This is a genomic window from Gottfriedia endophytica, from assembly GCF_017814275.1.
GTDB classification, from domain to species: domain Bacteria; phylum Bacillota; class Bacilli; order Bacillales; family Bacillaceae_G; genus Gottfriedia; species Gottfriedia endophytica.
In genome coordinates, this window is sequence record NZ_JAGIYQ010000004.1 from 194,904 (window position 1) to 208,450 (window position 13,547).

The following is a 13,547-nucleotide window of genomic DNA, read 5'->3' on the forward strand; positions in this document are numbered from 1 at the left end:
ACACAGAATCTAATTTTCAAAAGAAAAACTATGTCTACTATAGGTTTACTTTTTTCAGGAGCAACTTTATTTCTAAATAGTCTTGTTTTGTTAAAAAAAGCAGACGCAAAAGCAATTGCGGTTTTTAACTTATTTGTGGGACTACTTCAAGTCATCGTACCCTTTTATTTATTGACTACTACCCCTAATAATGATCCGTGGGCAATCTTCAACACTTCTGCCATTTTCTTATTTGGTTTTACGTATTTATATGTTGGTTTAACAACACTAATGAATCTTAATGGAAATGGATTGGGATGGTATTCAATTTGGGTATCGATTATGGCTGTAATGTATGGTCTTGTATACTTTATTCATTTCCATGATATTTTAAATGGAGTAATATGGTTAATGTGGGCTTATCTTTGGTATTTATTTTTTGCCTCATTGGTATTAAATAAAAAGATTGATCACCATGTAGGTTGTGTTGCTTTTATACAGTCTTGGATAACCCTTACTATTCCGGCTTTTTTGACACTTCTTGGGATTTGGCAAAATCAATATTTAATAAAAGCTTGGTATATTATCTTGGCAATTTCGATAGGCTATTTTATAGTTAATGAAATTAAATTGAAAAAAATTGCTAAATAAGAAATTGGATTTTATATATAAAAATCATCAAAACTCAAATTAAAGGAGCAAGATTACAATGAGAATGGTAGATTTAATTGAAAAAAAACGTGAAGGACATGCTTTAACAACAGAAGAAATTCAGTTTATTATTAAAGGTTACACAAATGGGGATGTACCTGATTATCAAATGAGTGCATTAGCAATGGCAATCTTTTTCAAAGATATGAATGACCAAGAGCGTGCTGATTTAACAATGGCGATGGTAAACTCTGGAGATACAATTGATTTATCTGAGATTGAAGGCATTAAAGTAGATAAACATTCAACTGGTGGTGTAGGTGATACAACAACTTTAGTTTTAGCTCCACTTGTTGCAGCACTTGATGTACCGGTTGCTAAAATGTCTGGACGTGGCCTTGGTCATACAGGTGGTACAATCGATAAATTAGAATCTATTGAAGGTTTCCATGTTGAAATCACTAATGAGCAATTTATTGAATTAGTAAATAAAGACAAAATTGCTGTTATTGGTCAATCTGGTAACTTAACACCAGCTGATAAAAAGTTATATGCTTTAAGAGATGTTACTGCAACAGTAAACTCTATTCCATTAATCGCAAGTTCAATTATGAGTAAAAAAATTGCAGCTGGTGCAGATGCGATTGTACTTGATGTAAAAACAGGTGCTGGAGCATTTATGAAAACAGTTGAAGATGCAAAAGAATTAGCACATGCAATGGTAAGCATCGGTAATAACGTTGGTCGTAAAACAATGGCAGTTATCTCTGATATGAGCCAACCACTTGGTTTTGCAATTGGTAATGCATTAGAAGTAAAAGAAGCGATTGATACATTACAAGGTAAAGGACCAAAAGACTTAGAAGAACTATGTTTAGTACTAGGAAGTCAAATGGTTTACTTAGCTGGCAAAGCAAGCTCATTAGAAGAAGCAGAGGCTAAACTGAAAGAAGTAATGGCGAACGGTAAAGCGCTTGAAAAGTTCAAAGTATTCTTAGCTGGTCAAGGTGGAGATGCTTCTGTAGTAGATCAACCAGAAAAATTACCTCAAGCTAAATTTAAAATTGAAGTACCTGCAAAAGAAAATGGCGTAGTATCTGAAATCGTTGCTGATGAAATTGGAACTGCTGCGATGATCTTAGGTGCTGGACGCGCTACAAAAGAATCTGAAATTGACTTAGCTGTAGGGTTAATGTTAAACAAAAAAATTGGTGATAAAGTAGAGGCTGGAGATTCATTAGTAACAATCCACTCTAACAAAGAGAACGTTGAAGACGTAATGAACATAATCTATAAAAACATCAAAATTGCTGATAAAGCAGAAGCACCAACTTTAGTATATAGTGTTGTAACTGAATAATATTGGAAAAAAGCTTTCTCTTAGGAGGGAGCTTTTTTTATTTTGGACATTTCTGTTTTATTGGTAAGTTTGTGAAGAGTGAAAAAGAAAAATCATTTAGATACATAGACAATAGGTCATTAACAAAAGCTAATGGAAATCTTTTTTCTGAGGAGAACGTATTATTTATGCTAAAAAGACTGACTGTCACTATCTTATTAATCATTTTTCTGGCATCTTCATTACCGAGTCATTCAAGTGCTAAAGACCAAGATCAAGTAGCACTTCTTTCTTTAAAGGAAGGGTCTATTCGTCAAGTGCTGCATTTAATTAAACAAGATTATCCTAATGTGAAAATAAGACATCGTTTTACTGAAACTTTTTATGGAATATCTGTCGCTGGCTCACTGCAAGATCTCACTCTACTTACAAAAATTCCATCAGTTAATGAAATGCATTTTGTTAAAACTTATTCAGCGCATTTAGAAGAAAGTGTCCCTTTTGTAGGAGCAAACCAAGCGAGAAAGTTAAAAGATCCAAAAGGTCGAATGGTTACAGGAGAGGGAATAAAGGTAGGGATAATAGACACTGGGATTGATTATAACCATCCTGATTTAAAAAGAAATTATGCAGGAGGTTATGACACAATTGATTTAGATAAAGATCCAATGGAAACGAAACAAGAAGATTTAAGTACATTTCATGGAACGCATGTGGCCGGAGTTATAGCAGCAAATGGAAAACAGAAAGGAGTAGCTCCAAAAGCTAAACTATATATTTATCGTGCACTTGGACCGGGAGGCTATGGAACAACAGAAACTGTCATTGCTGCTATTGAAAGAGCCGTAAAGGATCGGGTTGATATTCTTAATTTATCACTTGGAAATGATGTCAACGGTCCCGATTGGCCAACAAGTATTGCCTTAAATAAAGTTGATGAAAAAGGGATATTAGCTATTACAGCTGCGGGTAATTCTGGACCAGCACTATGGTCAGTTGGTTCACCAGCAACATCATCTAAAGCACTTTCTGTCGGGGCGAGTTATCCCCCGTTATATTTCCCTTCGATTCTCATTAATGGGAAAGAAAAAATCATCACTCCGATGGTAGGGACGCCTAAGTGGAAACCGAATTTAAAATTTCAAATTGTTGATGGGGGATTAGGTGAAATAAGTGACTTAAAGCGCGTCAAAAATAAAATTGTCTTAATTCAAAGAGGGAAAATTACGTTTTCTGACAAAGTGAAAAATGCACAGATTAAGGGAGCAAAAGGAGTTATTGTTTACAACAATGAAGATGGAAATTTTGCTGGAAAAGTAAAAGGGGAATTTAAGATTCCAGCAGCTACTATATCAAAAAAAAATGGAGAATGGTTAAAAGGGTTAATTAATAAAAAGAAACGCTACATCCAAATTGATAAAGAAAAAAAAGTTGATGTACTTGCAAGTTTTAGTTCTAGAGGTCCGGTAACCGGTACATGGCAGATGAAACCTGATTTGGTAGCTCCAGGTGTTGAAATAAAAAGTACAATTCCAGGAGGATATTTATCACTTCAAGGTACGAGCATGGCAAGCCCTCACGTAGCAGGAGCAGCAGCATTGTTAAAGCAATTACACCCAAAATGGACGCCAAACGATTTGAAAAGTGCGTTAGTTAATACGGCTACACCATTATATCGCAATAAAAAATCCTTATATCATGCATACGAACAAGGTGCAGGTCGGTTAAATATTAATAATGCCTTGAAAACAGAAACGTTAGTTTATCCAACTTCACTTTCATTAGGTGTTACTAAGACTAACCAAGGAAATGTACAAAAAAGCTTTCGTATCAAAATTAAAAATACTTCAGGAGCAAAAAAGCAAGTTGTATTAACTGAGTCAAATGTAACGAAAGGAATTCAGTGGATTTTGCCAACGAATCTTACATTACCACCTTATTCTTCAAAGTTGATTGAAATCAAAGCAATGATTCAAACAAAACTTTTGAAGGATGGTTTTTATGATGGGGCATTATCGATTGTTACGGATACAGAAAAATTAAGAGTGCCATTCTTACTTTTGCAAGGAGAACCTAATTTTCCATCAGTAATGGGTTTTCATTTCGGCAAGGTAAAAGGAACAAATAAATACAAATATGAATTATATCTGCCGAGCAAAGTGGAAGAATATAAAATTGCAGTTTTTGAAGCAGAAACATTCCGATTTGTTAGTATCATTGATGAACAAAAAAATAGTAAACGAGGAATTATCAAAAAAGAACTGATTCTGTCGAACTTTCCAAAAAAAGGTGTGTTTAAATTTGTCATATTTTATAAGCGAAAACAATATGAAAGTGCAATTGAGTCTTACGTAAATGTGGCAAAAACATATGTCGAAGAATAGTTCAATTTTCTTGAAATTTTTAATCATTTTCTAATATTTGAGATTGACACATTTTTGTAACATATTGTATGCTAAATGTGACTGTTTAAAAGAAGAAAAGCAACATGAAAACCCTTTCTAGTTGATTCTTTTTGAACATTTTGTGAACAAATCAAATAAAAGTAGGGAAAATGGTCACAAACGTTGTAAAATAGTAATTGTGGTTATACGTCAATTTACAGAAAAAAAGTATATTATGGAGGGTTGTCTATGCAAGGAAAAAAGCAACAACCTTATAAGGCAATGGCACTTATGTCTTCCATTTTAGCCCAGCTTGTTGGGTGTATACTAATTGGAATTTTTCTAGGTATGTGGATTGACTCAAAATTACATTGGCCTGTACCAGTTTTTTTAATCATTTGTTTGCTTCTTGGCTTAGCAACTGGTGTGTACGGGACGTTAAAACTAATACAGCGATTTTCATCAGGAGACTAGAACATGGAAAAAGTACAATTTAGAAAATTTATTCAATACATGCTATACATTTTGTCAGCTTCCGTGCTCGGTTTTGCTATTACACCCTATAAACCAATCTTCACTGGTCTGATTCTTGGGACAGTCACAAGTTTTTATTGTATGTGGATTCTTCATCGAAAGATTAATACCTTCTTTGATAGAGTCTTAAAAAAACAAAAAGTACGTTCTTTAGGTACGGTACTCTGTCTTTCAGCGGTGGCGCTAACTATGGTCATTGCCATTCGGTATGAAGATTATGTCAACATACCCGCACTAGTTTTTGGACTAATGACAGGACATCTTGTCGTTATGATAATTTTTATGCTTCATCATACATCTATTGGAAGGAAGAGAGGTGAATAAATTGGAACACGGTACATATACTATTGAATTTTTGGGTTTAACGTTCACATTAACAAATATTCTTATGACTACTATTGCTGCACTAATCGTTTTTGTGATCGCAGTAACATGCGCTAGAAATCTTCAATTACGTCCAACGGGAAAACAAAATTTCTTAGAATGGATCGTAGATTTCGTTAAAAACATTATTAACAGTACGATGGATTGGGAAACAGGTGGTCGCTTCCTTACATTAGGTGTAACGCTGCTAATGTACATTTTTGTTTCAAATATGTTAGGTCTTCCATTTGATATTTCTATTGATGGTAAATCTGTATGGAAATCACCTACATCTGACCCACTTATTACATTAACATTAGCAACCCTAGTAGTTGGTTTATCACACTATTATGGTGTGAAGATGAAGGGTTTCAAGGGATATGGAAAAGGTTTCTTTGAACCAATGCCATTTTTATTCCCATTAAAGATTATTGAAGAATTAGCAAATACTTTAACGTTAGGTCTACGTCTTTACGGTAACATTTTTGCTGGTGAAATCTTATTAGGTCTTCTTGCAACAATGGCTACTCATGCATATGCGCATAGTACAGGCGGTGGAATCATTTGGACTGTAATTGCAGCTGTTCCTATGCTGATTTGGCAAGGATTCTCTGTATTCGTTGGTTCAATCCAAGCATTCATTTTTGTTATGTTAACAATGGTGTATCTGTCACATAAAGTTGCAGATGAGCACTAAAAGATTATTAATTTAGTAGTTAGTTAAAATTAATATAAAATAAAAATAAGGTTTAATAAGGAGGAAAATTGAAATGAATTTAATCGCAGCGGCAATCGCAATTGGTTTAGGTGCACTAGGTGCTGGTATTGGTAATGGTTTAATCGTATCTCGTACAGTAGAAGGTGTTGCTCGTCAACCAGAATTACGTTCAACTTTACAAACTTTAATGTTCATCGGGGTTGCATTAGTTGAGGCACTTCCAATCATCGCGGTAGTTATCGCATTCATGGTTTACGGACAAAAATAATTTTAAATTTTTTGTACATAAAAATGGCGAAGTTTGTGTTCACATTTACTTCGCCATTCCTTTATGACACTTTCTTCAAACTTATTAATATTGATCATTCAGCATTCCTTTTTTTTTGGAAGGCTAGTAATATAGACGGCTTATTTTATAAATAATGAAACCTTTGAAAGGAGTGAAGGATTGTGTTAAACGGATCAATGTTCGTTTTAGGCGAAGCTGCTGGCAAAATTCCTTATGGCAATATTATTTTCCAACTTGTGATTTTCGTAATCTTATTAGCACTACTGAGAAAGTACGCTTTAGGACCAGTAATGGGCATCATGAAACAACGTGAAGACCATATTTCGAATCAATTAGATTCAGCAGAGAAAAACAATGCTGAAGCTATGAAATTAGTAGAAGATCAAAAGAAAGAATTAGTTGCAGCTCGTAAAGAAGCACAAGAACTTCTTGAGAAAGCTAGAAAGCAAGCTGATGTACAGCGCGATCAAATCGTTGCAGCAGCAAAAGCTGAAGCTGAAAATATGAAAGAAAACGCTAAGCGTGAAATTACTCGCGAAAAAGAGCTTGCAATTCAATCAGTCCAACAACAGGTTGCTTCTCTATCTGTATTAATTGCTTCAAAAGTACTTGAAAAAGAAGTGAAATCAGAAGATCAATCTGCTATTTTTGAACAATATCTTAAAGAGGTAGGCGACGCGAAATGAGTAACGAATTAGTTGCAAAACGCTACGCAAACGCTCTCTTTGAAATTGCTACTGAACAAAATTTAGTAGAAACCGTTGAACATGATTTACATGTTGTGAAAAAAGAGTACGTACAAAATGTAGAATTACATAAATTTTTACAACATCCTGGTATTACAAAAGAAAGCAAGAAATCTGTTTTAAATGAAACTTTCTCTTCAATTTCAGAAACAGTTTTAAATTTAGTTTGCTTACTTGTTGATCGTCAGCGTTTAAATATTATACCTGATTTAGAAAATGAGTATGTATTAATTGCAAATGCAGCACGTAATATTGCGGATGCAACTGTTTATTCTGTTAATGAAATGCCAAAAGAAGAGCTAGATAAAATCGGAGCGTTATTTGCTCAAAAGCTTAATAAAAATGCAGTTCGTATAACAAACGAAATTGACCCATCACTTATTGGTGGATATAAAGTACGTGTTGGAAATCGCATTTTTGATGGCAGCTTGAAAAATAAGCTTTCTCGTATGGAACGTGAATTAATAGCAAAATAGATTGTAGATAGGGGTGAAATGCATGAGCATCAAAGCTGAAGAAATCAGTGCGCTGATTAAAAAGCAAATTGAAAATTACCAAACTGAAATAGAAGTTAGTGATGTTGGTACAGTTATCCAAGTTGGTGACGGTATCGCTCGTGCTCATGGTCTTGACCAATGTATGTCTGGAGAGTTAGTAGAATTCTCTAATGGCGTAATGGGACTAGCACAAAACTTAGAGGAAAACAATGTAGGTATCGTTATTTTAGGACCTTACACTGGCATTAAAGAAGGAGACGAAGTTCGTCGTACTGGCCGCATCATGCAAGTACCAGTAGGTGAAGAACTAGTCGGTCGTGTAGTTAATTCATTAGGTCAACCAGTTGATGGTTTAGGACCAATTAATGCTCAAAAGACTCGTCCAATCGAAAACGCAGCACCTGGCGTAATGGCACGTAAATCAGTACATGAGCCATTACAAACTGGTATTAAAGCGATTGACGCATTAGTACCAATCGGTCGTGGACAACGTGAGTTAATCATCGGGGACCGTCAAACAGGTAAAACAGCTGTAGCAATCGATACAATCCTTAACCAAAAAGACCAAGATATGATCTGTATCTATGTGGCAATTGGCCAAAAAGAATCAACAGTTCGTGGTCTAGTTGAAACATTACGTAAACATGGTGCCTTAGATTACACAATCGTAGTAACTGCACCTGCATCTTCTCCTGCTCCAATGTTATACTTAGCTCCTTTTGCTGGTGTAACAATGGGTGAAGAGTTCATGTACAACGGTAAACACGTATTAGTAGTATATGATGATTTATCTAAACAAGCTGTTGCTTATCGTGAGCTGTCATTACTATTAAAACGTCCTCCAGGTCGTGAAGCTTATCCAGGGGATGTTTTCTACTTACACTCTCGTTTATTAGAGCGTGCAGCAAAATTAAACGATGAATTAGGCGGAGGTTCTTTAACAGCTCTACCTTTCATTGAAACACAAGCTGGTGATATCTCAGCTTACATTCCAACAAACGTAATTTCAATTACTGACGGACAAATCTTCTTACAGTCTGACTTATTCTTCTCTGGCGTACGTCCAGCGATTAATGCGGGTCTTTCTGTATCACGTGTAGGTGGATCAGCGCAAACAAAAGCGATGAAAACAGTTGCAGGTACGCTACGTCTTGACTTAGCGTCATTCCGTGAGCTAGAAGCATTTGCTGCGTTCGGTTCTGACTTAGATAAAGCAACTCAAGCAAAACTTAACCGTGGAGCTCGTACAGTTGAAGTATTAAAACAAGGTTTACACAAACCACTTAGAATGGAAAAGCAAGTTGCGATTCTTTATGCATTAACTCGTGGATTAATTGACGATGTTCCAGTTGAAGACGTAACACGCTTTGAAGATGAAATGCTTAACTGGATGGAAAGCAATACAAAAGAAGTATTAGCTGACATTAAAGCATCTGGTAAAATTAACGACGAATCAAAACTAAAAGCTGCAATCGAAGGCTTTAAAAAGAACTTCGTTGCATCTAAATAATAATAAATGAAATGAAGGAATGGGTGTAATGCTCTTCCTTCCTTTAACTGTTTATCAGAAGGTGGTGAAAACCTGTGGCATCATTACGTGATATACAATCGAAAATTAAATCGACAAAGAAAACAAGCCAAATCACAAAAGCGATGGAGATGGTTTCTGCTGCAAAACTTAACCGTGCTGACACAAATGCTAAGCAATTTGTTCCTTATATGGAAAAAATGCAAGAAGTAGTTGGAAGCATTGCAAAAGGTGTGAACAGTAGACATCCAATGTTAGTAACTCGTCCTGTCAAAAAGACAGGTTACATAGTTATTACATCAGACCGTGGTTTAGCTGGTGCTTTCAATAGTAGTGTTCTTCGTTCAGTTACAAATGCAATTAAAGAGCGTCATCAATCAAATGATGAATTTGCAATTGTAGTAATTGGACGAATTGGCCGTGACTATTTCAAACGTTTAGGATATCCAATCGTTGAAGAAGTACTAGGTGTACCTGATCAACCTTCATTTGAAGATATTCAAAAGTTTGCTAACCGTACGATTCAAATGTATGAAGATGGTATTTTTGATGAACTTAACTTATTCTATAACCATTTTATAAGTAAAATTTCACAAGAAGTTACTGAAAAGAAACTTTTACCATTAACAGATATTGACACAGGGAAAGCAACAACGAATTATGAATTCGAGCCAGATGAAGATGAAATTTTAAAAGTTTTATTACCTCAATATGCAGAAAGCTTAATTTACGGTGCATTATTAGATAGTAAAGCAAGTGAACATGCATCTCGTATGACTGCAATGAAAAACGCTACTGACAACGCTAATGAAGTTATCCATAAGTATACGCTTCATTTCAACCGTGCCCGTCAGGCTGCAATTACGCAAGAAATTACAGAGATTGTTGGTGGAGCAGCTGCTCTAGGATAAGCAAAGCGGACCAAGCTTGTGAATCTTTAACAACAATTCAGATAAAATGATCGGTTTCAGGAAACAATGCTAGGAGGAAAAGCGATGAGCAATGGTATTATTACTCAGGTATTAGGTCCTGTAGTAGACGTAAAGTTCGAAAATGGCCAATTACCACAAATTTATCATGCACTTAGAGTTCGTCATGAAGCTGCAAGCGCTAATGAAGTAAACATTGATTTAACATTAGAAGTTGCTCTTCACTTAGGTGACGATACTGTTCGTACAGTAGCTATGGCTTCCACTGACGGAGTAGTTCGTGGATTGGAAGTAGTTAACACAGGAAAACCAATTTCAGTACCAGTTGGTAACGCGACATTAGGTCGTGTATTTAACGTGTTAGGTGATAAAATTGACTTAGGTGATGAAATTGGAGAAGACGTACGTCGTGATCCTATTCACCGTCAGGCACCAACATTTGAAGAATTAACTACAAAAGTTGAAATTCTTGAAACAGGTATCAAAGTAGTAGACTTATTAGCTCCTTATATCAAAGGTGGTAAAATCGGTCTATTCGGTGGTGCTGGTGTAGGTAAAACTGTATTAATTCAAGAATTAATCAATAACATCGCACAAGAACACGGTGGTCTTTCAGTATTCGCTGGTGTTGGAGAACGTACTCGTGAAGGGAACGACCTTTACCATGAAATGAGCGACTCTGGTGTTATCAAGAAAACTGCGATGGTATTCGGACAAATGAATGAGCCACCTGGAGCTCGTCAACGTGTTGCCTTAACAGGTTTAACAATGGCTGAATATTTCCGTGATGAAGAAGGACAAGACGTTCTATTCTTTATCGATAACATTTTCCGTTTCACTCAAGCAGGTTCTGAGGTTTCTGCGTTATTAGGACGTATGCCTTCAGCGGTAGGTTACCAACCAACACTTGCAACTGAAATGGGTCAATTACAAGAGCGTATTACTTCAACAAATAAAGGTTCTGTTACATCAATTCAAGCAATTTATGTACCAGCCGATGACTATACTGACCCGGCTCCAGCTACAACTTTCGCTCACTTAGATGCAACAACGAACTTAGAGCGTCGTTTATCTGAAATGGGTATTTACCCAGCTGTGGATCCATTAGCTTCAACTTCTCGTGCACTTTCACCTGATATCGTTGGTGAAGAGCATTATGAAGTTGCTCGTCAAGTACAATCAACATTACAACGTTATAAAGAACTTCAAGATATCATTGCAATCTTAGGTATGGATGAGTTATCAGAAGAGGACAAACAAGTCGTAGCGCGTGCACGTCGTATCCAATTCTTCTTATCTCAAAACTTCCACGTTGCAGAACAGTTCACTGGACAAAAAGGTTCTTATGTACCTGTAAAAGAAACAGTTAGTGGATTTAAAGAGATCTTAGAAGGTAAATATGATTCTCTACCTGAAGATGCTTTCCGTTTAGTTGGACGCATTGAAGAAGTAGTAGAAAAAGCAAAATCAATGGCATAATAAAGGTGCACCCTAGGAGGAGTTTAGTATGAAGACAATGAAAGTCAGTATCGTCACTCCTAATGGACCGGCATATGAAGGCGAAACAGATTTTGTCAGCACAAAGGCAACTAGTGGTGAGCTTGGTATTTTACCAGGGCATATTTCGACTGTTGCACCTTTAGCAACAGCACCTGTTAAAGTTAAAACACAAGCTGGTACCGATTATGTAGCTGTAAGTGGTGGGTTTATTGAAATTCGACCTGAAGCCGTTACAATATTGGCTCAATCCGCAGAATTATCAAATGAAATTGATATTGAACGCGCAGTAGAAGCAAAAAAACGTGCTGAGCAACGCATTCAGGAACACCGTCCTGAAATAGATATTAAACGTGCAGAATATGCACTTCGCCGTGCAATTAACCGTTTAGAAGTTGCGAAGCATAGATAAAAAAGAGAGTCCTTGTGGCTCTCTTTTTTTTTGCCTTTTTAGCTGTTAAATTAGAAAATTGGCCGAATAACTGAAATCATGGCGAATAACTAAGAAAACAGAAGAATAACCGGAAACTCCGCCGGATAACAGAAAACCTGGTAGGCTACACTGAAACCCGACAGAATTACCCAATTTTATAGAGCAGCATCATTTAGATCCAATCCCTGCTGCTACAAAAATACCATTTTTCGCAAGGTAGAGAAGCTGTTCAGCAATATACCTCGGGGTGTACGGCATATCCTTTTCTAACCAGTTTTTGATAGTACTCATTGTCGCACCTGTAATATAGCTAGTTAATAAATCATTAGCTACTTTAATATTTAAGTGATTCGGTTGTAGGTAATGAATTGCCTTTTCATAGCTTTCTTGTAGTAATGTGTACATTCTATTTATAAAAATAGTAGAACCTTTTCTACTTAATAGAACTTTATAAAAATAATTGTTTTCTTCGATGTGTTCAAATAAGTGTAGAAATGATTGATAAGCCATTTCTTCCGGTGGGACATTATTTGAAGGCTCTAAAAATTTAGTTGCCTGAACTAGTTGCTGAAGCATATCTCTGCAAATTTGCCTAATCATATGATATTTATCTTCGTAATGTGCATAGAAAGTAGCACGGTTCACTCCAGCTTGCTTAGTGATATCTTGGACAGTTATCGCATCAAATTCTTTATCAGACATAAGTGAAAGAAGAGCTTCCTGCAATAATAATCTTGTTCGTTTAACACGTGGATCTAATTCATTTTTTATAGACATAATTCTCGCTCCTGTTTATTTAATCATTTTTTCTATACAAAAATAACGAAAATGTTGTTTAAGCAACGGAAATGATATTTTTTATTGGTTGTGAAGAATTTTGATTTCATTATAATTAAGAAATGGATTCATTAAACAACAACGTGTTGTTTAATTAGTTTAGTACATTATGTGTAAGAAAGAAATAATTTTATTTACATCTAGGAAAAATTAAGGAGGACTACATGAGAAAGTTAATTATCGTAAACATTATTACACTAGTCGTTTTAGCAGCTGCGGGAATTGGTGGATATTATTATTATGATCAAGCTACCAATTATATAAAAACAGATAATGCTAAAATTGATGGTCAACAGATTGTTATTTCAGCACCAGCAACTGGTAAATTAGAAGAATGGAACGGGGATTTTGGAAAAACGTTCGGAGCAGATTCTGAATTTGGAAAAATTTTAGCTGCACCGACATCTACTAATTCAAAACCAACAGAAGTACCAGTTTCATTACCAACTTCTGCAACGATCGTTCAGTCAATGGCGATTAAAGATCAATTAGTAGCAGCAGGAACACCACTTGGTTATGCATATAATTTAAATAATTTATGGGTAACTGCCAACATAAAAGAAACACAAGTAGAAGATGTTAAAAATGGTCAAGAAGTGGATGTATATGTAGACGCTTATCCAGATACAACGTTAACAGGAACTGTAGAACATGTTGGGTTAGCAACAGCAAGTACATTTAGTTTACTACCATCAGGTAATTCATCAGCAAACTATACAAAAGTAGAGCAAGTAGTACCTGTAACCATTTCTTTAGATCGTAATAAATCACTGGATATTGTACCTGGTATGAATGTTTCTGTACGTATTCATAAATAAGGGGG

At 35.6% G+C, this 13,547-nt stretch carries 15 protein-coding genes; 14 read left to right on the plus strand and 1 reads right to left on the minus strand.

Annotated elements, in window-relative coordinates:
• The first annotated feature begins 30 nt into the window (after window positions 1–30).
• The 13 genes from J5Y03_RS07620 to J5Y03_RS07680 all read left to right on the plus strand — a co-directional run bounded on the left by J5Y03_RS07620 (window position 31) and on the right by J5Y03_RS07680 (window position 11,866).
• Complete coding sequence (locus tag J5Y03_RS07620; protein ID WP_209404233.1) at window positions 31–630, plus strand: AmiS/UreI family transporter; 600 nt, start codon at window positions 31–33, stop codon at window positions 628–630.
• A 58-nt stretch (window positions 631–688) separates the two neighbouring features.
• The gene (locus tag J5Y03_RS07625) at window positions 689–1,990 is read left to right on the plus strand and encodes a pyrimidine-nucleoside phosphorylase (RefSeq protein WP_209404234.1); all 1,302 of its coding nucleotides are present in this window, start codon (window positions 689–691) and stop codon (window positions 1,988–1,990) included.
• A 167-nt stretch (window positions 1,991–2,157) separates the two neighbouring features.
• Window positions 2,158–4,353, plus strand: a complete 2,196-nt coding sequence (locus J5Y03_RS19985) for a S8 family serine peptidase (RefSeq protein WP_209404235.1) — start codon at window positions 2,158–2,160, stop codon at window positions 4,351–4,353.
• A gap of 249 nt (window positions 4,354–4,602) precedes the next feature.
• The gene (locus tag J5Y03_RS07635) at window positions 4,603–4,827 is read left to right on the plus strand and encodes an AtpZ/AtpI family protein (protein WP_209404236.1); all 225 of its coding nucleotides are present in this window, start codon (window positions 4,603–4,605) and stop codon (window positions 4,825–4,827) included.
• Between the two features lie 3 nt (window positions 4,828–4,830).
• Entirely contained in the window at window positions 4,831–5,211 is a 381-nt protein-coding gene (locus tag J5Y03_RS07640; RefSeq protein ID WP_209404237.1) for an ATP synthase subunit I, read from the plus strand.
• Between the two features lies 1 nt (window position 5,212).
• The gene (atpB, locus tag J5Y03_RS07645; protein WP_209404523.1) at window positions 5,213–5,947 is read left to right on the plus strand and encodes a F0F1 ATP synthase subunit A; all 735 of its coding nucleotides are present in this window, start codon (window positions 5,213–5,215) and stop codon (window positions 5,945–5,947) included.
• A 73-nt stretch (window positions 5,948–6,020) separates the two neighbouring features.
• Window positions 6,021–6,236 carry a F0F1 ATP synthase subunit C gene (gene atpE / locus J5Y03_RS07650; protein WP_209404238.1) on the plus strand — a complete coding sequence of 72 codons (216 nt, stop codon included), beginning with the start codon at window positions 6,021–6,023 and terminating at the stop codon, window positions 6,234–6,236.
• 197 nt (window positions 6,237–6,433) lie between these two features.
• Window positions 6,434–6,943, plus strand: coding sequence for a F0F1 ATP synthase subunit B (gene atpF / locus J5Y03_RS07655; protein ID WP_209404525.1), 510 nt, complete (start codon window positions 6,434–6,436; stop codon window positions 6,941–6,943).
• A complete protein-coding gene (locus J5Y03_RS07660; protein WP_209404239.1) occupies window positions 6,940–7,479 on the plus strand; it encodes a F0F1 ATP synthase subunit delta in 540 nt (179 codons plus the stop codon). Before atpF ends, J5Y03_RS07660 begins: the two co-directional genes overlap by 4 nt.
• A gap of 22 nt (window positions 7,480–7,501) precedes the next feature.
• Complete coding sequence (gene atpA / locus J5Y03_RS07665; RefSeq protein WP_209404240.1) at window positions 7,502–9,010, plus strand: F0F1 ATP synthase subunit alpha; 1,509 nt, start codon at window positions 7,502–7,504, stop codon at window positions 9,008–9,010.
• Between the two features lie 74 nt (window positions 9,011–9,084).
• On the plus strand, window positions 9,085–9,939 hold the full coding sequence (gene atpG, locus J5Y03_RS07670; protein WP_209404241.1) for an ATP synthase F1 subunit gamma: 855 nt from the start codon (window positions 9,085–9,087) through the stop codon (window positions 9,937–9,939).
• A gap of 84 nt (window positions 9,940–10,023) precedes the next feature.
• Window positions 10,024–11,436 carry a F0F1 ATP synthase subunit beta gene (gene atpD / locus J5Y03_RS07675; protein ID WP_209404242.1) on the plus strand — a complete coding sequence of 471 codons (1,413 nt, stop codon included), beginning with the start codon at window positions 10,024–10,026 and terminating at the stop codon, window positions 11,434–11,436.
• A 28-nt stretch (window positions 11,437–11,464) separates the two neighbouring features.
• Entirely contained in the window at window positions 11,465–11,866 is a 402-nt protein-coding gene (locus J5Y03_RS07680) for a F0F1 ATP synthase subunit epsilon (protein WP_209404243.1), read from the plus strand.
• 189 nt (window positions 11,867–12,055) lie between these two features.
• Here J5Y03_RS07680 and J5Y03_RS07685 read toward each other — a convergent pair whose 3' ends face one another.
• Entirely contained in the window at window positions 12,056–12,664 is a 609-nt protein-coding gene (locus J5Y03_RS07685) for a TetR/AcrR family transcriptional regulator (protein ID WP_209404244.1), read from the minus strand.
• A 224-nt stretch (window positions 12,665–12,888) separates the two neighbouring features.
• On the opposite strand from J5Y03_RS07685, the gene J5Y03_RS07690 reads away from it, so the two are divergent.
• Complete coding sequence (locus J5Y03_RS07690; protein ID WP_209404245.1) at window positions 12,889–13,542, plus strand: HlyD family secretion protein; 654 nt, start codon at window positions 12,889–12,891, stop codon at window positions 13,540–13,542.
• The last annotated feature ends 5 nt before the right edge of the window (window positions 13,543–13,547 follow it).